Raw genomic sequence first — 20,536 nt, 5'->3', positions numbered from 1 at the left:
GATGAGGGCGGCGATCCGGGCCTGATGACGGACGAGCGAGAAGCGCGCGAACGGCTTCGGCTGCAAGCGCTGGAAGCCTATGAAATCTTCGATACGCCGCGTGAGCCGGCGTTCGACGAAGTCGTGCGGCTCGCGGCCGATATCTGCGGGACGCCGATCGCGCTGGTGAGCTTCGTGGGCAGCGACCGCCTGTTCTTCAAGGCGGCGCACGGCGTGGACCTGCTCGGCATGGATCGCGACATGTCGTTCTGCGAAAGCGCGTTGCTCCAGGACGATCTGATGCTCGTTCCCGACGCTTCGAAGGATCCCCGTTTCGCCGAGACGCCGCTGGTCGCCGGCGATTCGCACATCCGCTTCTATGCGGGGGCCCAGCTACGCACGGCCGAAGGGCTGCCGATCGGAACCTTGTGCGTGCTCGATGCGCAGCCCCGCAGTCTCACCGAGCTCCAGCGGCGCACGCTCGAAGTGCTCGGGCACCAGGTGATGCACCAGCTCAACCTCCGGCGCGAACTCAAGCTGCGCGACGAATCGGACCTGCGCTATCGCACGCTGTTCGATACCATGGGCGAGGGCTTCTGCATCATCGAGTTCCTCGACGGGCCGTATGGCCCGATGAGCGATTACGTCCATGTCGACGCGAATCCCGCCTATGCGCTGCATGCGGGCATCCCGGATGTGGTGGGGCAGCGGTTGCGCGACATGGTTTCCGACGAGGCGGACGACTGGATCGCCCGCTATGGCGACGTGCTGCGGACCGGCAAACCGATCCGCTTCGAGCGCGAACTGGAGGCGACGGGGCGCTATCTTTCGCTGTCGGCCTTCCGGATCGAGCCGCCGAGCCGCAAGCAGGTCGCGGTGCTGTTCCAGGACGTGACCGGGCGCCGCCGGGCGGAAAACGACCTGCTCGCGCTCAACCGCACGCTGGAGGCGCGCGTGGCCGAGGCGCTGGCCGAACGGGCGGTGCTCGCCGATATCGTCAACGGCAGCGAAGCCTTTGTCCAGGTGGTCGACATGGAGGGGCGCTGGATCGCGGTGAACAATGCGGCGATGGCCGAGTTCGAGCGGATCTTCGGGGTGCAGCCGCAGATTGGCATGCGGCAGGTCGATCTGCTCGAGGGCCATGTGCACCAGGACAAGTTGCGCGAGGTATGGGCGCGCGCGCTTGTCGAGGACGGGTATTCGGACATCATCCAGTATGAGGCGTCCGATGGGGCGCTCCATTTCTACGAGCAGCGCTTCAGCTCGCTGCGCGACGCCGAGGGGCGCAAGATCGGCGCCTTTTCCTTCGTCTATGACGTGAGCGACCGGCTGCGGGAGCAGGAACGGCTCCGCCAGGCCGAGGAAGCGCTGCGCCAGGCGCAGAAGATGGAGGCGGTGGGCCAGCTCACCGGCGGGATCGCGCATGATTTCAACAATCTGCTTGCCGGTATCTCGGGTGCGTTCGAAATGATCGGGATGCGCCTGTCGCAGGGGCGGAGCCGCGAGGTGGAGAAATATCTTGCGGCCGGCCAGGGCGCCACGCGACGCGCGGCGGCATTGACGCATCGGCTGCTCGCCTTTTCACGGCGGCAGACGCTCTCTCCCAAGGCCGTGGTGATCAACCGGCTGCTCTCCGAACTGGTCGAGCTGGTGCAGCGCACGGTGGGGCCGGCGATCGAAGTGGAGACGATCGCGGCGGGCGGGCTCTGGTCCACGCTGGTCGATGCGAACCAGCTCGAGAATGCGATCCTCAACCTGTGCATCAATGCGCGCGATGCGATGCCGGGCGGCGGCAAGATCACCATCGAGACGGGCAACAAATGGCTCGATCACCGCACCGCGCGCGAGCGGGGGCTGGAGCCGGGCCAATATGTCACCATTTGCGTGAGCGATACCGGCACGGGCATCGCGAAGGAGATACTCGACCGGGTGTTCGACCCCTTCTTCACCACCAAGCCGTTGGGCGAGGGGACCGGCCTGGGCCTGTCGATGGTCTATGGCTTCGCGCGGCAGAGCCAGGGGCATGTCCGGATCTATTCCGAGCCGGGGCAGGGAACGATGGTGTGCATCTATCTGCCGCGCCATCTGGGCGAGGAGGAAGAGCCGGGGGCGGTGGAGGACAGCGTCGCGGCAGCGACCAGCCACGAAGGCGAGATCGTGCTGGTGGTCGACGACGAACCGACGGTGCGAATGCTGATCGTCGATGCGCTGCGCGAACTCGGCTATTCCTGCCTGGAGGCGGGAGACGGTCCGGCGGGGCTGAGGCTGTTGAAGCGCACCGCGCGGATCGATCTGCTGATCACCGATGTCGGCCTGCCCGGCGGGCTAAACGGCCGGCAGGTGGCCGACGCGGCGAGGGCTGTGCGGCCCGGCCTCAAGGTGCTGTTCGTCACCGGCTATGCCGAGAACGCAGTGCTCAGCCACGGCCATGTCGAACATGGCATGGAAGTGCTGACCAAGCCCTTCGCTGTCGAAGACCTGACCATGCGGGTCGAGCGGATCATGCGCGAGCGCTAGGTGCGTAGCTTTCGAGATATCCGCAGCCGGTGCAGCGCCAGGTCCGGATCCTGTGGCGTTCGGCGCCCCCGCGCGCGATGTCGGCGAGCAGGCCCGCCGGCGCACCCTCGCTCCAGGTGCTGACGACCGAGCCGATCAGGAGATGGTCGGCGACATAGCCTTCGCTGAACTGGCCGCCGCATTTCGGGCAATCGCCTGGTTGATGCATGGAGCCCGTATATCAGAAGCTTGGCTGATTGGGGTCCCCATCTTCGACCGGCGTGTGGATGCCGCATTCGGTCTTGTCCCAGCCCCGCCAGCGGCCCGAGCGCGGATCCTCGCCCGGTTTGACCACGCTGGTGCAAGGGGCGCAGCCGATCGAGAGATAGCCCTGCGCCTCCAGCGGATGGCGGGGCAGGTCGTGCCGTGCGAACCAGGCTTCGACGTCCGTCTTGGTCCAGGTGGCGAGCGGGTTGAACTTCAGCCGGTCGCCGTCGAGTTCGAAACGGGGCAGGGCATTGCGAGTCGAAGCCTGGAATGCCTTGCGGCCGGTGATGCTGGCCTCGAAGCCCGCCAGCGCCCGTTCGAGCGGGATGACCTTGCGGATCTCGCAGCAGCCGTCCGGATCATAGGACCATCGCAGGCCCGTGGCGTCGCGCTTCTCGATCGTCTCCGCATCGGGGGTGACGATCTGCAGGTTCTTCAGGCCGATGAACGCCGCGAGTTCGTCGCGATAGGCGAGCGTCTCGGGGAAATGCTTGCCGGTGTCGAGGAAGAGGACCGGTACGTTCGGATCGGCCTGCGCCACGAGATGGAGCAGCGCAGCGCTCTCTGCGCCGAAGGAGGAGACCAGCGCCGCTTCGCCGAGCATGTGGTTGCCCAGCACCTCGCGCAGCATCTCGGGCGTGTCCGTGCCGCGGAACAGGTTGTTGAGGCGGATCGCGTCGGCCGCGGTCCAGCGCGGGGCGACATCCAGCCGATCGACTTCCCTGGCAAGCCTGCGCGCCGCTTCAGCCATGCCGGAGCTTCCACACCGGCACGAACGCGTCGGCTGCCGCCTGATAATGATGGTCGTAACGGGCAAGGGCAGCGGCGAGCACGGCTTCGTCCACCGGCGCTTCGGGCGCGAAACTGTCGAAGCCGCAGCGGCGCATCAGCGGAATCTGATCGACCAGTACGTCGCCCTGCGCGCGCAGCTCGCCCGTGTAGCCTGCTTCGCGCAGGATGCGGGCCGAACTGTAGCCGCGGCCGTCGCGGAACTTGGGGAAGCTCACTTCGACCAACGCGATGCGATCGAGATAGGGCAGCAGCACGCGTGCATCCTCGCCGCTTTCGATGCGAACGGCGGTGGCATTGGACTGACCGAGGAAGGAGTCGAGCGTGACCGCGGGCTCCTCATGCGCCTCGTCGTCGCGGTAGCGCAGCAGCTCACCCATAGATCGCCTCCTTGAACGGAGCCATGCCGACACGGCGATACGTGTCGAGGAAGCGCTCGCCCTCGTCGCGCTCGCGGAGGTACACGTCGGTGGCCTTCTCGATCGCGTCGACGATGCCGTCCTCGCTGAAGCCGGGGCCGGTGATCGTGCCGAGCGACACGTCCTCCGCGCCCGAGCCGCCGAGCAGCAGCTGATAGTTCTCGACGCCCTTACGATCGACGCCGAGGATGCCGATATGGCCGGCATGATGGTGGCCGCAGGCATTGATGCAGCCGCTGATCTTGAGCTTGAGCTCGCCCAGCTCGCGTTGCCGCCCGATGTCCGAGAAGCGCGTGGCGATCTTCTGCGCCAGCGGGATCGAGCGGGCGTTGGCGAGGCTGCAATAGTCGAGGCCCGGGCAGGCGATGATGTCGCTGATCAGGTCCAGATTGGCCTCGGCCAGCCCGGCTTCGCGGAGCTGCTGCCAGACCGTGTGGAGATCGGCCTTGCGGACATGTGGCAGGACGATGTTCTGCGCGTGGGTGACGCGCAGCTCGTCGAAGCTGTAGCGCTGGGCGAGATCGGCCATCAGGTCGATCTGGTCGGCGCTGGCGTCGCCGGGAATGCCGCCGATCGGCTTGAGGCTGATCGTGACCACCGCATGGCCGGGCTGCTTGTGCGCCGAGACGTTCTGGTCGAGCCACACCGCAAAATCGGGGTCGCTGCGGTCGAGTGTGTCGGGGGCATCCGCGTCATAGGGGGGCGGTGCGAAATGCGCGGCGATGCGGTCGAACTCGGCCCGCGGCGGATCGATGCCCAGCGCCTTGACCGCGGCGAACTCCTCCTCGACCTCGGCGGCGTATTTCTCTGCGCCGAGCTCGTGGATCAGGATCTTGATCCGCGCCTTGTACATGTTGTCGCGGCGGCCATAGCGATTGTAGACGCGCAGGCAGGCCTCAAGATAGCTGACGAAATCGTCGAACGGCACGAAGTCCTTGATCAGCGGCGCGATCATCGGCGTTCGCCCCATGCCGCCGCCGACATAGACTGCCGCACCGAGCCGGCCGTCCTTCTCGACGATCTGGAGACCGATATCGTGGAGGCGCATCGCCGCGCGGTCTTCCCTGGCGGCGATCACCGCGATCTTGAACTTGCGCGGCAAGTAGCTGAATTCGGGATGGAACGTGCTCCATTGGCGGAGCAGCTCGGCCCAGGGGCGCGGATCGGTCAACTCGTCGGCGGCGGCGCCGGCGAACTGGTCCGACGAGATGTTGCGGATGCAGTTGCCGCTGGTCTGGATGGCGTGCATCTCGACCGTGGCCAGCTCGGCAAGGATGTCCGGTGCGTCCTCGAGCTTGATCCAGTTGTACTGGAGGTTCTGGCGGGTGGTGAAATGGCCATAGCCGCGGTCATATTTGCGGGCGATGTGCGCCAGCATGTGCATCTGACGGCTGTCGAGCGTGCCATAGGGCACCGCGACGCGCAGCATATAGGCGTGGAGCTGGAGATAGAGCCCGTTCATCAGCCGCAGCGGCTTGAACTGGTCCTCGGTGATCTGGCCGGCGAGGCGGCGCTGTACCTGGTCGCGAAACTCCTCGACGCGCGCGGCGACGATGGAATGGTCATATTCGTCGTATTTATACATGTCAGATCACCCAGCTTCCGGCATTCGGATCCGCCGGCTTGAGGGTCAGGTCCGGGCGGACGGTGGGGCCGAGCGCGCGGATGCGGTCCTTGATATGCGCGGGGCGCGGCCCCTCGGGCGTGGCGGCAGCGTCGATCACATAAGGGCCGTTGACCCGGCGCGCGCCTTCCTCGGCATGGGCGATCGCCTCGCCCTGATCGCCGACATCGACGGCGTCCTCGACGTGGCGCGACCAGCCGGAGCCGGTCCACCAGGTGACGTCGCCGGTGGGAAGGTCGTTGCCGGTGAGCAGCTTCATGCCAGCGCCTCCGCCGCCTTTGCCCAGTTGGCGAGCTTGTCCTCCGCGTCTGCCAGCATCACGACTTCGCCGACGATGATGATCGCCGGGCTGCGCACCTGCTCCCGCGCCACCATCGGGCCGAGATCGGCGAGGATGGTGCGCAGCGCGCGGCTGCCCTCCAGCGTGCCGCGCTCGAGCACGGCAACCGGCATGTCGGGCGAGACGCCGTCGTTCATCAGCTTTTCGGAGATGTCCGGGCACGTGGCGACGCCCATGTAGATCACCAGCGTGCGGCCCTTGCCGGCGAGGCCGGACCAGTTCTGCTCGCTGAGCCCCTTGCACTGGCCGGCGACGAAGCTAACCGCGCTCGACCAGTCGCGATGGGTGAGCGGCAGGTTGACTTCGGCCGCGGCGCCCAGCGCGGCGGAGATGCCGGGGATCACTTCGACGGGCAGGCCGGCGGCGCGCACCGCTTCGACTTCCTCGCCGCCGCGCCCGAAGATGAACGGGTCACCGCCCTTGAGCCGCACCACGATCGCGCCGGTCTTCACATGGGCGATGATCAGTGCGTTGATTGCCTCCTGCGGCACGGTGTGCCTGGAGCGGCTCTTGGCGACCGAGATGCGATGCGCCCGGGGGGCGAGATCGAGGACGCGGAGATCGACCAGCCCGTCATGGACGAGCACATCGGCCCGGCCGAGCGCCTCGACGGCGCGCACGGTGAGCAGGCCCGGATCGCCGGGGCCCGCACCGACGAGAATCACGCGCCCGCGCGCGGTGGGATCGAGGAGCGTTGCCATTGCCGGCAAATGGGCCCCGGGCGCGCAAGGGGCAACGGACGGTTGCTTGGGGTGGGGCTAGGGAAACTATCCCAGCATGGGGTCAGCCGCCATGCGTCGCGGTCCGGACATGGGCGGCGGCACCGGGAACCTATCCGCCCCGGCTTGCAGCAATTGCCTTTGCGTGCGCCTGGATCGCCGCTCGCGTCGAGGCATCGCCGTCGAACACGCCGTACCAGCCCTGCGGCTCGTGCGGCGGATCGCCGAGCCAGGCAGTATCGCCGGGGCGGAAGCGATGGTCGCCATGGGCTGGGCGGCCCTCGCCGTTCCAGGCCCAGAAATTGGAACCCGCGACGATGCCGGGATTGGCTTCGACCGCGTCGTAGATCAGCTTGTAGTACAGGTCCCGGAACCGCGTCGCCGACTCCGGATCATAGCCGCCGCCGTCGCGCGGATAGCCGAATTCCTCGATGACCAGCGGCTTGCCGAGCGCGGTGGCCAGCGTCACGTGCCGGGCCATATATCCGCGTACCTTGGCAAAGCTGGCGTCGTTGGTGCCGGCGATATCCTTCGGGTCGACCCAGCCCCAGTTGAGCGGCCAGACATGCGCCGTCAGATAGTCGATCTCGGGGAAACCATGCGCCGCCCGATAGACATCGGCGCGCTCGATCGAACCCTTCAAGCCCTCGCTTCCCGTCGAGACGAGATGCCGGGGCGAAAGCGACTTGATCAGCCTGGCCGTGCCCTGGATCCAGCCATAATAGGCCGGAAGCAGCGGCCCGGCGGCCTTGATGCTGCCGCCGGGGCGCGGTTCGTTCGCGAGCTGCCAGGCCATGATCGTGGCGTCGCCGGCATGGGCCCGCACGGTGGCGCGCACATGATCGTGGAACAGGCCCACTGCCTCGCCGTTCGCATAGAATTGCGCGGCCATGTCCGGGAATTCCGGCCAGGGGTGGGCCGGGTCGTTCATGTCGAGATATTTCCCGCCATTCACCCAGCTGAGATACGTCATTATCCCGCCCGACCATTCCCAGAAATTGGTGAGGTAGAGCACTGCCTTCATGTCGCGTTCGCGCATTTCGGCCAGCACGAAGGCGAGGCCGTCGGCCAGGGCCGGATTCCGCGAGCCGCCACGGCCATGAAAGGCTGGCTTCACCGAGTTGCGGAGGGGCGAATCCTCGGCCGAAGCGGCGATGCGCAGGTTGCGGACATCCATCGCGGCGAGAGTGTCGAGCTCGCGGCGCAGGCGATCGCGGTTGCCCCAGGGCGCATCGGCACCGAGCCAGGCGGCGTACCACAGGTTGGCGCCGGCGAAGCGATAGGGCCTGCCGCCAAGGAACAGGCCCGTGCCCTTGCGGGTGACGAAATCGCCGGGGGCTGCTGCCGTTGCGGGGAGGGGCAGCGCGGCGGCTGCAAGTGCGGCGCCGCCCGATCCGAGCACGGACCTGCGGGTGAACATGGTCTTCCTCCCCTGTTAGCGGTCACATCATAACCGCAACGGCGCGGGGAGGAAGTGGGTGACGGGGGCGCGACCCTCGCAGGTGAGAGGGGGAAGGGCCGCGCCGCCGTCTGCCCGCGTGTGTTGCGCCTGCACGCGGGCGGGAGAGGGTCAGTCGAACAGGTCCTCGAGGAACGACTTGCGGCGCTTGTGCGGGTAATGGCCGCCATGGCCGTGGCCGCGTTCGTCGTAGCGGGGCCGCTCGTCGCGATACTGGGGCGCCGGCGCTGCGGCCGGAGCCGCGCTGCGCTCGATGATCTTGTCGAGCTCGCCGCGATCCAGCCACACGCCGCGGCAACTGGGGCAATGGTCGATCTCGATCCCGGAGCGCTCGACCGGCACCAGCACGGTGCCGTCGACAGGGCAGGTGAAGCTGGCCATGATTACTCCTCCCGCTGGCCCATCAGGCCGAGCAGCAGCTGGAACATGTTGATCAGGTTCAGATAGAGCGACAGCGCGCCCATGATCGCCAGCTTGTCGGCGGCTTCGCTGCGGCCATAGTGCGCATATTCGCTCTTCAGGCGCTGCGTATCCCAGGCGGTGAGGCCGGCGAACACCACGACGCCCACGACCGAGAGCAGCATCTGCAGCATCGACGAGCCGAGGAAGATGTTGACGATGCTTGCCAGCACCACCGCGATCAGGCCGACGAACAGGAAGGTGCCCATGCCCGTCAGGTCGCGCCTGGTGGTGTAGCCGAACAGGCTGAGCGCCAGGAACATCGCGGCGGCGGCGAAGAAGGCCATGGCGATGCTCTGGCCGGTGAAGACCAGGAAGATGCTCGCCATCGACACGCCCATCACGCCGGCAAAGGCGAAAAAGGCAGTGCGCGCGCCCGCGACGCTCATCCGCTCGATGCGGAACTGGAAGAAGAAGATGAAGGCAAGCGGTGCGAACATCGCCGCCCATTTGAGCGGGGTGCCGAAGATCAGCGCGACCAGCGCCGGCGTATTCGCCACGGCGAGCGCGACGAGGCCGGTGATCGCCAGACCGATCCCCATGTTGCGATAGATGCCCAGCATGTGCTGGCGCAGCCCTTCGTCAAAGCGCGCGGCGGCGGCGCCGGTGCGGGGGATCTGGTAGAGAGGGTTCACGTGCGAAAACTCCAATCGAAGCAAGGCATTCGATCGAGCGACACTCGGTTCGGTCTCGGTGGGGAAGGGGGACTGCCGTCCAAACCTGCACCGAGCGCGCTCGATGCGGTCCGACATCACGAGGGCTTGGAAAAGCCCTCGCCAGAGGGGCCCGGTCCGCAGATTGCAATCTAGGAGGCGGTCATGTCCGCTTCAATGACGCTAGTGTAACAAAGTATTGCTCAGGCGTCGCGCAGGCCCACGCCCATCGAGGCGCGCGCCGAATCGCTCTCCGACGAGACGACCGGATAGGCGCAATAGTCCGCTGCATAATAAGCGCTGGGCCGGTGGTTGCCCGACCAGCCAACGCCGCCAAAGGGAGCGGCGGACGAGGCGCCGTTGGTCGGCCGGTTCCAGTTGACGATGCCGGCGCGGATGTTCGCCCAGAATTGGTCGTAGAGCTTGGGATTCTGTGCGACCAGGCTGGCCGACAGGCCGTAGCGCGTGTCGTTGGCCTCGGCGATCGCTTCCTCGAAGCTGTTCATGCGATAGACTTGGAGGATCGGGCCGAACAGCTCGACATCCACCTTCTCGCTCGCGCCGGTCATGTCGATCACGCCGGGCGTGAGGAAGGGGCGGCCCTCGATCGGGCGCTCCATGTGGCGAATCGGGCGGCCACCCATCGTCAGCAGCGCCAGGAAGCTCTCGGTGAGCATGTCGGCGGCGTCGTTGTCGATCACCGGGCCCATGAAAGGGGCGGGATCGGCATGCGGCTCGCCGATGATCAGCCGGCCGATCAGCTTGTTCAGCTCGCTCATCAGCGGATCGTAGAGCTTCTCGTCGACGATCAGGCGGCGGGCGGCGGTGCAGCGCTGGCCGGCGGTGGTGAAGGCCGACTGCACGACGAGCACGGCGGCCGAATAGAGATCGGGCGTGTCCCACACGACGATGGGGTTGTTGCCGCCCATCTCGAGCGCGAGAATCTTCTCGGGCTTGGTGGCGAACTGGCGGTTCAGGGCAATGCCGGTATTGGCCGAGCCGGTGAACAGCAGCCCGTCGATGTCCGGATGGCCGGCAAGCGCCTTGCCCTGGTCCGGGCCGCCGATGAGCAGGCGGATGCAGCCCTCCGGAATGCCGGCGGCGCGATAGCAATCGACCAAGAAGGCGCCCGAAGCGGGAGTCTTCTCGGAGGGCTTGAACACCACGGCATTGCCGGCGAGCAGGGCCGGGACGATATGGCCGTTGGGCAGGTGGACGGGGAAGTTGTAGGGCCCCAGCACCGCCAGCACGCCGTGCGGCTTGTGGCGCAGCGCCAGGCGGGTGTTCATCGGCGCGTCGATACGGCGCTGGCCGGTGCGCTCGGAAAAGGCAGTGATCGAGATATCAACCTTGGCGATCACCGTCTCGACTTCGGTGCGCGCTTCCCAGAGCGGCTTGCCGGTCTCGCGGGCGAGCAGGTCGGTGAAGGCATCCGCCTTTTGCCGAACGACATTGGCGAAGCGGCGCAGCGCCTCGATGCGATAGGCGAGCGGATGGGCGGCCCAGGCGGCCCAGCTCTGCCGCGCGAGCGCGACTTCCTTGTCGGCGTCTCCGCTCGTCTGGCGCCAGAGAATGGCGCCGGTGGCGGGTTCGGTCGAGATGATTTCCGTGCCGGGCATTCGATGTCGGGGATGGGCTTTCAGGAAGGGTTACGCGCTCTTGCACGAATTTTGGCGGCTAGGCCAGTGCCTCTGCCATATGCCGTATGGCGCCGACCTTGGCATGGAGCGGTCCCCAATCGTCCGACTCGGCGATCGACGCCCAGATCGTCTCCACTTCGTCGATCAGCATCGAGCAGGGCGCCCCCGACCAATAGCCATGGTCGCGGGTCTTCCGCGGGCGATAATGCTCGAGCTGGCCGCGCAGATCGTCGAACGCTTCGCCATAGTGAGTCGGAAGGTCGCCGCCGAACGCGTCGAAGAAGAATTCGTCGAGCGGGGTCAGCGTCTCGGCGAGCGCCTTTTCCAGCGTGCTGGCGAGCACCCGATCCGCCTCGGTGCTGCGCGGAGTCACGCCGAGACGCCAGAGCAACGCTTCGGCCACTTCGCGCCGATAGACTTCGGGAAAGGTCTCCATCGCTTCGATCAGCGCTTCCTCGTCGGCGATCCGTCGCAGCGCGATGGCGAGCTGCATCGCGTCCCAATAGATCGCCTCGGGCTGGCGGCCGAAGGCATAGAGCCCGGCATGGTCGAAATAGGCGGCGGTGAAGCCCGGATCCCAGAACGGGGCGAAGCGCCATGGGCCATAGTCGAAGCTCTCGCCGGTGACGTTGATGTTGTCGCTGTTGAGCACGCCGTGGACGAAGCCGGCGGCCATGAAGCGGGCCGCCATCTTCGCCGTCCGCCGGGCGACATGTGCGAGCAGGCGGGCGGGGCCGTCCTCGCCGGGCTCCTCGCCATGATAGTGGCGCAGCACATAGGCGACGAGGCGCGCCATCGCCTCGGTCTCCCCGAAATGGGCGAGGCGCTGGAAGGTGCCGATGCGGATATGGCCGTGATTGAGCCGCACGAGCACCGAGGAGCGGGTGGGCGAGGGTTCGTCGCCGCGATGGAGTTCCTCGCCGGTCTCGACGAGGGAAAAGGTGCGGGAGGTCTCGACGCCCAGTGCCTCCAGCATCTCGGTGGCGAGGATCTCGCGCACGCCGCCCTTGAGCGTGAGGCGCCCGTCGCCGAAGCGGCTGTACGGCGTCTGGCCGGAACCCTTGGTGCCGAGGTCCATCAGCCGCCCGCGGGAATCGAGCATCTGGGCGAACAGGAAGCCGCGGCCGTCGCCGATCTCGGGATTGTACACGCGGAACTGATGGCCGTGATAGCGCAGCGCCAGCGGCGTGGGGAGCGAGCCTTCCAGCGGCGCGAACCGGCCGAAATGCGCGATCCATTCCGCATCGGACAGGCCGTCCAGCCCCACTTCCGCGGCCGCCCGATCGTTGCGGAAGCGCAGGATCGCCTGCGGGAACGGCGCGGCCGCGACCGGATCGTAGAAGGCGTCGCCCAGTTCGAGGATCGCCTGTTGCGGAGTGAAGTCCATGCGGCGATATGGGGAAGGATGGGTGATCGGCGCAACTATTCCGACGGTTTCTGGTGGTCGCGGGACGGGATTCGTCTCCACTATCGCGAATATGCCGGGCCGGCGGACAAGCCGCCCATACTCTGCTTCCCCGGCCTGACGCGCAACGCGCGCGACTATGAGGGGCTGGCCGAGCGGCTGGCGGGCGCATGGCGCGTGCTCTGCGTCGAGTTCCGCGGACGCGGCGAGAGCGGCTACGCCAAGGATCCGATGAGCTATGTGCCGCTCACCTATTTCCAGGACGTCGAGGCCCTGCTCGAGGAGCAGAAGATCGAGAGGTTCGTCGCGGTCGGCACGTCGCTGGGCGGGCTGGTGACGATGCTGCTCGCCGCGACCGAGCGCGACAAGCTGGCCGGCGTGGTGCTCAACGATGTCGGGCCGGAGATCAACCCGGCCGGCCTGGCGCGCATCCGCACCTATGTCGGCAAGGCCATATGGTACCCGACCTGGATGCACGCCGCCCGCGGGCTCGCGGACGGCAATGCCGATGTCTATCCGAACTACGGCATCGAGGATTGGCTGCGCATGGCCAAGCGGCTCTACCGGGTGAACAGCTCGGGCCGCATCGTGCTCGACTATGACATGAAGATCGCCGAGCCGTTCCGCGTGCCGGGCAACGAGACGGGGCCGGACATGTGGCCGACGATCGATGCGATGCAGGGCCTGCCGCTGCTGATCGTGCGCGGCGAGCGCTCGGACATCCTGAGCGAGGAGACCGCCGCGAAGATGATCGAGCGAGTGCAGGGGGCGGAGCTGTTGACGGTGCCGCAGGTCGGCCATGCGCCCACGCTGGAAGAGCCCGAAGCCGTGGCGGGGATCGCGCGGCTGCTGGCGAAGGCAGCGGGCTGAACCAGGGATCCTCCGCGATGCCGGTCTTGTCTCGGCATCCAGGACGATGCTGCGTGGAGAACTGTCTCTGCCTGAGATCCCGGCTTTCGCGAGGATGACGGATTGGCTATCGAGCCTTCCCAACGATGCCAATCCACATCCTCCATCTCCATTCGACCTTCAACCTCGGCGGCAAGGAAGCACGCGCCGTGCGGCTGATGAATGCGTTCGGCGACAAGGCGCGGCATACGATCGTCTCGGCCATGCCCGATCAGCTCGAGGCGCGGGCGATGATCGCCAAGGGGATCAAATACGAGATCGCGCAGGATCCGCCGTCGCTCTCGGGCCGCCCTTCGGTGAAACGCTACGAAGCGATCGCGCGCTACATGCGCCGCTTCGATCTGGTGCTCACCTATAACTGGGGGGCGATCGACGGCGTGATGGCGGCGCGCGTATTCGGCAAGGGCCTGCCGCCCGTGATCCATCACGAGGACGGGTTCAACCAGGACGAGGCCGAGAAGCTCAATCCGGTGCGCAACATGTATCGCCGGCTTGCGCTGCCCGCCGCCAATGCGCTGGTCGTCCCTTCCGAGGTGCTCGAGCGGATCGCGCTCAGGCACTGGCGCCAGCCGGCGGACCGGCTGTTCCGCATCGCCAACGGCATTCCGACCACGCTCTATGCCGGCAAGCCGGACGTGAACCTGATCCCGGAGCTCAAGAAGAAGAAGCCCGGCACGCTGGTCGTCGGTTGCGTCGCGGGCCTGCGGCCGGTCAAGGACCTGCCGATGCTGGTGCGCGCGGTGGCGGGACTCAACACGCGCTTCAAGCTGGTGATCGTCGGCGAGGGGCCGGAGCGGCAGAACATACTCGACGCCGCCGAGGCGATGGCGATCGAGGACGATGTGATCCTGACCGGGTTTCTGCGCGAGCCGCACCGTTACATGGGGCTGTTCGATGTCTTCGCACTTTCGTCGAGAAGCGAGCAGGCCCCGATCTCGGTGCTGGAGGCTATGGCTGCCGGCCTGCCGGTAGTCGCGCCCCAGGTGGGCGACATCCCGGCGATGGTCGGCGAGCGCAACCGGCATTTCCTGCCGCCCGAGCGCACCGAGGTGGTGCTGCGTGACCGGATCGACATGTTCGTCAGGCATCCCGAGGAGCGCACGATGGTGGGGGAAGAGAACCGCGCGCGCGTCCGTGCGTTGTTCGACGAGGGTGAAATGATCGCCGCCTATGCGCGCCTCTATGGCGCAGCGATGGGACGGCCTGACGCATTGCGATAGCGATTGTTGCTCGCTTGTTGCGTCCGATCCGTCTAGCGTCGCCCGAATTTTAGTCTGGAGGTTCTGTGTTCAAGGGTCTGTCGCCCATCCTGTACAACGGCCGCGAGGTCTGGCCGATCGTCGAGGGGGGCAAGGGTGTGGCTGCCACCAACCATGCCAGCGCGGGCGCCTGGGCCGCCGCGGGGGGCATCGGCACGGTCTCTGCGGTCAATGCCGACAGCTATGATGCCGATGGCAAGATCATCCCGCAGATCTATCGCGCGCTCACGCGCCGCGAGCGGCACGAGGAACTGATCCAGTACGCGATCGAAGGCGCCGTCCAGCAGGTGAAGAAGGCGTTCGAGATCGGCGACGGCAAGGGCGCGATCAACATCAACGTGCTCTGGGAAATGGGCGGCGCGCAGCGCGTGCTGCACGGCGTGCTGGAGCGCACCCGCGGCATGGTCGCCGGCGTCACCTGCGGCGCGGGCATGCCCTATAAGCTCAGCGAGATCGCGGCCTCCTACAACGTCAACTATCTGCCGATTGTCAGCTCCGGCCGCGCCTTCCGCGCGCTGTGGAAGCGCGCCTATTCCAAGGCGAGCGAATGGCTGGCGGCAGTGGTCTATGAGGATCCCTGGCTCGCCGGCGGCCATAACGGCCTGTCCAACGCCGAGGATCCGCTGAAGCCGCAGGACCCCTATCCGCGCGTCAAGGAACTGCGCGAGGTGATGCGCGAGGGCGGCATCTCCGACGAAGTGCCGATCGTGATGGCCGGCGGCGTCTGGTATCTGCGCGACTGGAACGACTGGATCGACAATCCCGAGCTCGGCCGCATCGCCTTCCAGTTCGGCACGCGCCCGCTGCTCACGCAGGAAAGCCCGATTCCCGACGGCTGGAAGGCCAAGCTGATGGAGATCGAGGAAGGCGAGGTGCTGCTCCACCGCTTCTCGCCGACCGGCTTCTATTCGTCGGCGGTGCGCAACCCGTTCCTGCGCAACCTCGAGGCGCGATCGGAACGCCAGATCCCCTATTCGACCGAAGAGGCGGGCGATCACACCTTCCAGCTCGACGTCGGCGTGAAGGGCAAGAATTTCTGGGTGACGCGCAACGACCTGCTGCGCGCGCGCCAGTGGTTCGGCCACGGCTTCACCTCGGCGCTCAAGACGCCGGACAACACGCTCGTGTTCGTCAATGATGAGGAAAAGGGCATCATCCGCAAGGACCAGGCGGATTGCATGGGCTGTCTCAGCCAATGCGCCTTCTCGTCCTGGGCGGATACCGAGACCAATTCGACCGGCCGGCTGGCGGATCCGCGCAGCTTCTGCATCCAGAAGACGCTGCAGGAGATCGCGCATGGCGGCCCGACCGACGAGAATCTGATGTTCGCGGGGCATGCCGCCTACAACTTCAAGCGCGATCCGTTCTATTCGAACGGTTTCGTGCCGACGGTGAAGCAGCTGGTGGACCGGATCCTGACGGGCGACTGAGGGGTTTCCGGCGCGGCTCGGGCCGCATCTCGGGAGCGTCGGGAAGCTTCGGTCAGATCTGCCAGAGCGTGAGCGCGGCGCAGATGCCGGCGACCATGATCGTGGTGCCGGCGAGCAGCCAGCCGAGAAGCGGGTAGCGGGTCGCGTGCATGGGCGGCGCGGCGGCGGCCGGAGCATCCTGGCCGGTCGCCCGGGGCGCGCGCGCCTGGCTGGCGGCCCAGCTTTCGTTGGCGGCGCGCAGCAGCGCGTTGAAGTTCAGCCGTTCCAGCAGCTGGATGCCGAGCGCCTTGCCCTTCACCCACACCACCCGGCCGACCAGCGCGAGCGAGGCCTTGCGAACCTCGACATAGGTTCCCGGCCTGGGCGGGAACGGCGCCAGCAGCATCATGCCGTGCGGCGAGATGTTGCGGATGGTCACGTCGCACCATCCCCCCTTGCTGCGCATCTGGGCGGGAATGACGACCTCCCGCCTCGACTCTCTTGGTTGCATCTGGTGATCCCCCGGCGCACCGCCCTGATGGACGGCATCGCGCGAGCGAGTTACGCAGTATCGCGCTTACCGCCGGCTTGCCGGCCTTGGTTAATTTCGCGGAAGATGCTCCGGATCGGACGAATTGCTCCAGATCACGGAAAGTATTTGTAAGATAAACCTACAGCCAGCCGTCGAGAACCTGGTCGGGCGGCCGGTGTCCGTCGGACCAGGCGCGAATGTTAGCGATCACTTTGACGCCCATATCCTCGCGCCCTTCGAACGTGGCGGAGCCGAGATGCGGTAGCAGCACGACATTGGCAAGTTCGATCAGGCGCGGATCTACCGCCGGCTCGTCGACATAGACGTCGAGCCCCGCGCCGGCGATACGCCTCCCGGCAAGCGCGGCGATCATCGCCTCATTGTCGACGATCTCGCCCCGGGCGGTGTTGATCAGCCAGCCCGCCGGGCCGAGCAGGTCGAGCCGGCGCGCGTCGATCAGCCCGCCGGTGGTATCGGTATGGGGCGTGTGGATCGTGAGGATGTCGGCCGCCTCGAGCATCGAATCGAGTTGCGGGTGCCAGGTGGCGCCCAGCTGCGCCTCGAGCACCTGCGGCAGGCGGTGGCGGTTGTGGTAATGGATCTGGAGGCCGAAGGCGCGCGCGCGCATCGCCACTGCCTGGCCGATCCGGCCCATGCCGAGGATGCCGAGCTTCTTGCCGCCGATCCTGTGGCCGCGCATCGAAGTGGGCGCCCAGCCGGTCCAGCCGCCCGCGCGCACCAGCTCGTCGCCTTCGACCAGGCGGCGCGGCACGGCAAGGATCAGCGCCATCGCCATGTCGGCGGTATCTTCGGTGAGGACGCCGGGCGTATTGGTGACGGTGATGCCGCGCGCGCGGGCTGCCTTCAGGTCGATATGGCCGACTCCGGCGCCATAATTGGCGATCAGGCGCAGGCGATCCGGCGCCGCATCGATCAGCGCCGCGTCGATCCGATCGGTGACGGTGGGCACCAGGACGTCGCAATCCGCCATCGCGGCGGCGAGCGCGCCCTGGGTCATCGGCGCGTCGCCGGCATTGGCGACGGCGTCGAACAATTCGGCCATCCGCGCCTCGATGCCGTCGGGCAACGCGCGCGTGACGATCACGCGGGGATGGGGAGGGCGCGGGCCATGTGCCATAAAGGGCGGCTTGGCCGGTGGCGCGGCGCCAGTCAACGGTTGATGGCGAGGCGCCGCTCGGCGTAGATAGGCGCGACACAGTTCACGAGGATCGCATGCGTTTTGGGAAATGGGCCGTGCTCGGCGTCGTCGCGCTGGGGTTGGCCGTTCCCGCGCACGCCCAGCGCAAGACGCCCTATTTCGTCTCGATAAAGGCCGAGAAGGCGCGCATGCGCACCGGGCCCGGCCGCAACTATCCCTCGAACTGGCTCTATCAGCGCCGCGGCCTGCCGTTGAAGGTGATCGATATCTATGGCGAGTGGCGCAAGGTCGAGGATCCGGACGGCACCCAGGGCTGGATGCTCGCTAATCTGCTCGACGAAGTGCGCACGGCGATCGTGATCGGCACGGTGAGCGAGATGCGCGATGCCCCGCGTTTCAACGCGCGGGTGAGCTGGCGCGCGGCGCCGGGCGTGGTCGGGCGCGTCAGTCGCTGCTCGAGCAACTGGTGCTGGTTCGACGTGGCCGGGCGTGGCGGCTATATCGAGCAGAGTCACATCTGGGGAACGGATCCGGGCGAGGCGGTGAACTGATCCTGCCCGATCCGAATCCCGGGCGGCGCCGTCCTCCCAGGTTTCCGGCACGCGTGAACCGCGCGGAGGCAGCGCTTTCGACGGATGAGGATTCGACGGACAAGGAGATGTGAGAATGACCTTCCGATTCGTCCCTTTCATTCTTGCCGGCTCGCTGTTCGCGACGGGTACGTCGGCGCAGACGGCGGGCGCCTTCATGCAGAACCCGGCCTTCAAGGATCCGGCGCCGGCCAAATGCGAGACCAGCTTCGACATGCAGCATTGCGCGGCGCATGACCTGCGCGTCGCCGATGCGCAGATGAGCGCACGCTACACGGCACTGCGCTCCCGGCTTGGGCTGGCGGCGCGGCAGAAGCTGCTGGCCGAGCAGCGCCAATGGCTGGCCGATCGCGATCGCGGGTGCGTCGCCAAGGGGAAGCGCTATCAGGGCGGGACGATGGGGCCAGTGGTGGTCGCGCAATGCTGGGTCGACGTGACTCAGGCGCGCGCGAAGGCGCTTGCCCGGCGCTAAGTTGGGGACTCAAGCAAGTATCTGATTTCCCATCGTCATCCCGGTTCAAGGCCGGGGTGACGATGGGAGAATATGAATCCGCAACCTAAGCGGGCTCGCCCGGCGTCGGGTCGCCCGATTCCTCGATCAGCTGGCGGCGTGCCTCGATCCGGGCTTCGTCATACCAGGCGCGGGCGGTTTCGGGGAGCGATATCAGGATCGCGTCGTCCGGCTCGCTGGCGATGCGATCGACCAGCGCCTGCGCCTCCACGCCCAGCAAGGGCGCAAGCAAGCGCAGGGTGCGGGCGCGGAGGCGTAGCTCGAAATCGTCGAGGCGTGCCGATTCGACCTCGGCCCTTCCGAGCAGCGCGCCTCTAAGATCGAAGACCATCTTTCCTTCCCTTGCCATTCCGGTTCCCGCCGGGATGGCTCGCCGGGTCTCAGTCGAGCAGTTCCACGGCCATTGCCGTCGCCTCGCCGCCGCCGATGCACAGCGAGGCGAGGCCGCGCCGCGCGCCGCGCGTCTCGAGCGCCGAGAGCAGCGTGGCGAGCACGCGCGCGCCGCTGGCGCCGATCGGATGGCCGAGCGCGCAGGCGCCGCCATTGACGTTGAGCGTGGCATGATCGAGCCCGAGCTCCTTCATCGCGATCATGGCGACCGCGGCGAAAGCCTCGTTGACTTCGAACAGATCGACGTCGCCGATCTCCCAGCCGGCCCTGGCAAGCGCCTTCTTCATCGCAAAGACCGGGGCGGTGGTGAAACGCGCCGGCGCATGGGCATGCGCGGCATGCGCCACGATGCGGGCGACGGGCGTAAGGCCGAGCTTCTCCGCGACGCTCATCCGCGTCATCACCAGCGCGGCTGCGCCGTCCGAGATCGAGGAGGCGTTGGCGGCAGTGATCGTGCCATCCTTCGCGAAGGCCGGCTTCAGCGTGGGGATCTTGGCGGGATCGCCCTTGGCGGGCTGCTCGTCGAGCGTGACCGAGACGATGCCCTTGCGCGTTTTCACTTCGACCGGGACGATCTCGCGGTCGAACGCGCCGCTGGTCTGCGCCGCCTTGGCGCGCTCGAGCGAGGCGATGGCGAAATCGTCCTGCGCGGCGCGCGTGAACTGATATTCCCGGGCCACTTCCTCGGCGAAACTGCCCATCAGCCTGCCGGGTTCATAGGCATCCTCGAGCCCGTCGAGATACATGTGATCCATCAGCCGGTCATGGCCGATGCGCGCGCCGGCGCGGTGGCGCATCGAGAGATAGGGCGCGTTGGTCATGCTCTCCATGCCGCCCGCGATCAGCAGGTCGACCGAGCCGGCCGCAAGCGCCTCGGCCGCCATGATCGCCGCCTGCATGCCCGAGCCGCACATCTTGTTCACGGTGGTCGCTTCGATATGGTTGGGCAGGTCCGCCTTCAGTGCCGCCTGGCGCGCGGGCGCCTGGCCCAGGCCCGCGGGAAGCACGCAGCCCATGTAGATCCGCTCGATGGCATCGCCCTTGAGCCCGGCGCGCTCCACTGCGGCGCCGACCGCGGCGGCACCGAGATCAGTGGTGCTTGCCTCGCTCAGCACGCCCTGGAAGCTGCCCATCGGCGTGCGGGCGTAGGAGGCGATGACGACGTCGTCGGCGGACATATTGGATCCTCTCGTTGGTTGGGGCGCATCTAGTATCGCGCGCGACGGTTTGCAAAAGCCGCGCGCCCCGGCATGACAGGGCTGGCCATGAACCCGATCGAGATTCCCGGATGACATGCCTCGATCGGCGGGATCGCCGCTGCGTTCATGGTGTCGCCCGATTTCACGCGGAGCACCCCCGGCTGGAGCTTCGCGCTGTTCGCCGCTTCGAGCATCGCCGGGGTCGTCGGCGCGCTGCTCTCGAAGGATGCGCCGCTCCGGGCGCGGAATCTGGTGCTGTTCGGGATCAACTGCTCCGGTATCTATCGCTATCTCATCTGCAGGAAGAAGCGTCCCGGGGAATGCTGACG

Annotated in this window: 22 protein-coding genes; 7 read left to right on the top strand and 15 right to left on the bottom strand. The window is 67.1% G+C overall.

Annotation, left to right across the window (positions count from 1 at the left end):
* Positions 1–24 precede the first annotated feature (24 nt).
* The gene (locus FFS08_RS08460; RefSeq protein ID WP_137863857.1) at positions 25–2,496 is read left to right on the top strand and encodes an ATP-binding protein; all 2,472 of its coding nucleotides are present in this window, start codon (positions 25–27) and stop codon (positions 2,494–2,496) included.
* Here FFS08_RS08460 and FFS08_RS08455 read toward each other — a convergent pair.
* The 11 genes from FFS08_RS08455 to FFS08_RS08405 all read right to left on the bottom strand — a co-directional run bounded on the left by FFS08_RS08455 (position 2,480) and on the right by FFS08_RS08405 (position 12,231).
* Entirely contained in the window at positions 2,480–2,704 is a 225-nt protein-coding gene (locus tag FFS08_RS08455; protein ID WP_137863858.1) for a hypothetical protein, read from the bottom strand. The genes FFS08_RS08460 and FFS08_RS08455 overlap by 17 nt on opposite strands.
* A 12-nt stretch (positions 2,705–2,716) precedes the next feature.
* A complete protein-coding gene (locus tag FFS08_RS08450; RefSeq protein ID WP_137863859.1) occupies positions 2,717–3,493 on the bottom strand; it encodes a phosphoadenylyl-sulfate reductase in 777 nt (258 codons plus the stop codon).
* Entirely contained in the window at positions 3,486–3,911 is a 426-nt protein-coding gene (locus FFS08_RS08445; RefSeq protein ID WP_137863860.1) for a DUF934 domain-containing protein, read from the bottom strand. The genes FFS08_RS08450 and FFS08_RS08445 overlap by 8 nt, the downstream gene beginning before the upstream one ends.
* Positions 3,904–5,535: a nitrite/sulfite reductase gene (locus tag FFS08_RS08440; RefSeq protein WP_137863861.1), complete on the bottom strand. Its 1,632-nt coding sequence runs from the start codon at positions 5,533–5,535 to the stop codon at positions 3,904–3,906. Before FFS08_RS08440 ends, FFS08_RS08445 begins: the two co-directional genes overlap by 8 nt.
* Before the next feature lies 1 nt (position 5,536).
* Positions 5,537–5,833, bottom strand: a complete 297-nt coding sequence (locus tag FFS08_RS08435; RefSeq protein WP_137863862.1) for a DUF2849 domain-containing protein — start codon at positions 5,831–5,833, stop codon at positions 5,537–5,539.
* Positions 5,830–6,615 (bottom strand): uroporphyrinogen-III C-methyltransferase, encoded by a 786-nt coding sequence (gene cobA, locus FFS08_RS08430; protein ID WP_137863863.1) that lies wholly within the window; start codon positions 6,613–6,615, stop codon positions 5,830–5,832. The genes FFS08_RS08435 and cobA overlap by 4 nt, the downstream gene beginning before the upstream one ends.
* Positions 6,616–6,745: 130 nt before the next feature.
* Positions 6,746–8,053 carry a glycoside hydrolase 5 family protein gene (locus tag FFS08_RS08425; protein ID WP_137863864.1) on the bottom strand — a complete coding sequence of 436 codons (1,308 nt, stop codon included), beginning with the start codon at positions 8,051–8,053 and terminating at the stop codon, positions 6,746–6,748.
* Between the two features lie 150 nt (positions 8,054–8,203).
* Positions 8,204–8,473, bottom strand: a complete 270-nt coding sequence (locus FFS08_RS08420; protein WP_137863865.1) for a TFIIB-type zinc ribbon-containing protein — start codon at positions 8,471–8,473, stop codon at positions 8,204–8,206.
* Between the two features lie 2 nt (positions 8,474–8,475).
* On the bottom strand, positions 8,476–9,186 hold the full coding sequence (locus FFS08_RS08415; protein ID WP_137863866.1) for a Bax inhibitor-1/YccA family protein: 711 nt from the start codon (positions 9,184–9,186) through the stop codon (positions 8,476–8,478).
* Between the two features lie 221 nt (positions 9,187–9,407).
* Positions 9,408–10,823 carry a succinylglutamate-semialdehyde dehydrogenase gene (astD, locus tag FFS08_RS08410; protein ID WP_137863867.1) on the bottom strand — a complete coding sequence of 472 codons (1,416 nt, stop codon included), beginning with the start codon at positions 10,821–10,823 and terminating at the stop codon, positions 9,408–9,410.
* 58 nt (positions 10,824–10,881) lie between these two features.
* Complete coding sequence (locus FFS08_RS08405; RefSeq protein ID WP_212741972.1) at positions 10,882–12,231, bottom strand: protein adenylyltransferase SelO family protein; 1,350 nt, start codon at positions 12,229–12,231, stop codon at positions 10,882–10,884.
* Positions 12,232–12,249: 18 nt separating this feature from the next.
* Between FFS08_RS08405 and FFS08_RS08400 the strand changes: the two genes are divergently transcribed.
* The 3 genes from FFS08_RS08400 (at position 12,250) to FFS08_RS08390 (ending at position 15,847) form a co-directional block, all read left to right on the top strand.
* Positions 12,250–13,119, top strand: a complete 870-nt coding sequence (locus tag FFS08_RS08400) for an alpha/beta fold hydrolase (protein ID WP_212741971.1) — start codon at positions 12,250–12,252, stop codon at positions 13,117–13,119.
* Between the two features lie 125 nt (positions 13,120–13,244).
* A complete protein-coding gene (locus FFS08_RS08395) occupies positions 13,245–14,378 on the top strand; it encodes a glycosyltransferase (protein ID WP_137863869.1) in 1,134 nt (377 codons plus the stop codon).
* 65 nt (positions 14,379–14,443) lie between these two features.
* Complete coding sequence (locus tag FFS08_RS08390) at positions 14,444–15,847, top strand: NAD(P)H-dependent flavin oxidoreductase (protein ID WP_137863870.1); 1,404 nt, start codon at positions 14,444–14,446, stop codon at positions 15,845–15,847.
* A gap of 52 nt (positions 15,848–15,899) precedes the next feature.
* Here the strand turns inward: FFS08_RS08390 and FFS08_RS08385 are convergent, their stop codons facing one another.
* Both FFS08_RS08385 and FFS08_RS08380 read right to left on the bottom strand, forming a co-directional pair.
* Positions 15,900–16,337, bottom strand: a complete 438-nt coding sequence (locus FFS08_RS08385) for a PilZ domain-containing protein (protein WP_137863871.1) — start codon at positions 16,335–16,337, stop codon at positions 15,900–15,902.
* Between the two features lie 160 nt (positions 16,338–16,497).
* Positions 16,498–17,496, bottom strand: coding sequence for a 2-hydroxyacid dehydrogenase (locus FFS08_RS08380; protein ID WP_137863872.1), 999 nt, complete (start codon positions 17,494–17,496; stop codon positions 16,498–16,500).
* Positions 17,497–17,591: 95 nt separating this feature from the next.
* On the opposite strand from FFS08_RS08380, the gene FFS08_RS08375 reads away from it, so the two are divergent.
* Both FFS08_RS08375 and FFS08_RS08370 read left to right on the top strand, forming a co-directional pair.
* Complete coding sequence (locus FFS08_RS08375) at positions 17,592–18,068, top strand: SH3 domain-containing protein (RefSeq protein WP_137863873.1); 477 nt, start codon at positions 17,592–17,594, stop codon at positions 18,066–18,068.
* 115 nt (positions 18,069–18,183) lie between these two features.
* A complete protein-coding gene (locus FFS08_RS08370) occupies positions 18,184–18,579 on the top strand; it encodes a lysozyme inhibitor LprI family protein (RefSeq protein WP_137863874.1) in 396 nt (131 codons plus the stop codon).
* Between the two features lie 85 nt (positions 18,580–18,664).
* Here the strand turns inward: FFS08_RS08370 and FFS08_RS08365 are convergent, their stop codons facing one another.
* Both FFS08_RS08365 and FFS08_RS08360 read right to left on the bottom strand, forming a co-directional pair.
* Positions 18,665–18,949, bottom strand: a complete 285-nt coding sequence (locus FFS08_RS08365; RefSeq protein WP_137863875.1) for a hypothetical protein — start codon at positions 18,947–18,949, stop codon at positions 18,665–18,667.
* 49 nt (positions 18,950–18,998) lie between these two features.
* Complete coding sequence (locus tag FFS08_RS08360; RefSeq protein WP_137863876.1) at positions 18,999–20,186, bottom strand: acetyl-CoA C-acyltransferase; 1,188 nt, start codon at positions 20,184–20,186, stop codon at positions 18,999–19,001.
* Positions 20,187–20,333: 147 nt separating this feature from the next.
* On the opposite strand from FFS08_RS08360, the gene FFS08_RS08355 reads away from it, so the two are divergent.
* Entirely contained in the window at positions 20,334–20,534 is a 201-nt protein-coding gene (locus FFS08_RS08355) for a hypothetical protein (protein ID WP_137863877.1), read from the top strand.
* The last annotated feature ends 2 nt before the right edge of the window (positions 20,535–20,536 follow it).

The organism is Sphingomonas sp. 1F27F7B, assembly GCF_005503355.1.
Lineage (GTDB): Bacteria > Pseudomonadota > Alphaproteobacteria > Sphingomonadales > Sphingomonadaceae > Sphingomonas.
This window is presented reverse-complemented; position numbering and strand designations above follow the sequence as displayed.

Excerpts from the sequence above, each read along its gene's own strand:
- FFS08_RS08460 (WP_137863857.1), top strand. The coding sequence starts at position 25 with ATGACGGACGAGCGAGAAGCGCGCGAACGGCTTCGGCTGCAAGCGCTG.
- FFS08_RS08455 (WP_137863858.1), bottom strand. The coding sequence starts at position 2,704 with ATGCATCAACCAGGCGATTGCCCGAAATGCGGCGGCCAGTTCAGCGAA.
- FFS08_RS08450 (WP_137863859.1), bottom strand. The coding sequence starts at position 3,493 with ATGGCTGAAGCGGCGCGCAGGCTTGCCAGGGAAGTCGATCGGCTGGAT.
- FFS08_RS08445 (WP_137863860.1), bottom strand. The coding sequence starts at position 3,911 with ATGGGTGAGCTGCTGCGCTACCGCGACGACGAGGCGCATGAGGAGCCC.
- FFS08_RS08440 (WP_137863861.1), bottom strand. The coding sequence starts at position 5,535 with ATGTATAAATACGACGAATATGACCATTCCATCGTCGCCGCGCGCGTC.
- FFS08_RS08435 (WP_137863862.1), bottom strand. The coding sequence starts at position 5,833 with ATGAAGCTGCTCACCGGCAACGACCTTCCCACCGGCGACGTCACCTGG.
- cobA (WP_137863863.1), bottom strand. The coding sequence starts at position 6,615 with ATGGCAACGCTCCTCGATCCCACCGCGCGCGGGCGCGTGATTCTCGTC.
- FFS08_RS08425 (WP_137863864.1), bottom strand. The coding sequence starts at position 8,053 with ATGTTCACCCGCAGGTCCGTGCTCGGATCGGGCGGCGCCGCACTTGCA.
- FFS08_RS08420 (WP_137863865.1), bottom strand. The coding sequence starts at position 8,473 with ATGGCCAGCTTCACCTGCCCTGTCGACGGCACCGTGCTGGTGCCGGTC.
- astD (WP_137863867.1), bottom strand. The coding sequence starts at position 10,823 with ATGCCCGGCACGGAAATCATCTCGACCGAACCCGCCACCGGCGCCATT.
- FFS08_RS08405 (WP_212741972.1), bottom strand. The coding sequence starts at position 12,231 with ATGGACTTCACTCCGCAACAGGCGATCCTCGAACTGGGCGACGCCTTC.
- FFS08_RS08400 (WP_212741971.1), top strand. The coding sequence starts at position 12,250 with ATGGGTGATCGGCGCAACTATTCCGACGGTTTCTGGTGGTCGCGGGAC.
- FFS08_RS08395 (WP_137863869.1), top strand. The coding sequence starts at position 13,245 with ATGCCAATCCACATCCTCCATCTCCATTCGACCTTCAACCTCGGCGGC.
- FFS08_RS08385 (WP_137863871.1), bottom strand. The coding sequence starts at position 16,337 with ATGCAACCAAGAGAGTCGAGGCGGGAGGTCGTCATTCCCGCCCAGATG.
- FFS08_RS08380 (WP_137863872.1), bottom strand. The coding sequence starts at position 17,496 with ATGGCACATGGCCCGCGCCCTCCCCATCCCCGCGTGATCGTCACGCGC.
- FFS08_RS08375 (WP_137863873.1), top strand. The coding sequence starts at position 17,592 with ATGCGTTTTGGGAAATGGGCCGTGCTCGGCGTCGTCGCGCTGGGGTTG.
- FFS08_RS08370 (WP_137863874.1), top strand. The coding sequence starts at position 18,184 with ATGACCTTCCGATTCGTCCCTTTCATTCTTGCCGGCTCGCTGTTCGCG.
- FFS08_RS08365 (WP_137863875.1), bottom strand. The coding sequence starts at position 18,949 with ATGGTCTTCGATCTTAGAGGCGCGCTGCTCGGAAGGGCCGAGGTCGAA.
- FFS08_RS08360 (WP_137863876.1), bottom strand. The coding sequence starts at position 20,186 with ATGTCCGCCGACGACGTCGTCATCGCCTCCTACGCCCGCACGCCGATG.
- FFS08_RS08355 (WP_137863877.1), top strand. The coding sequence starts at position 20,334 with ATGGTGTCGCCCGATTTCACGCGGAGCACCCCCGGCTGGAGCTTCGCG.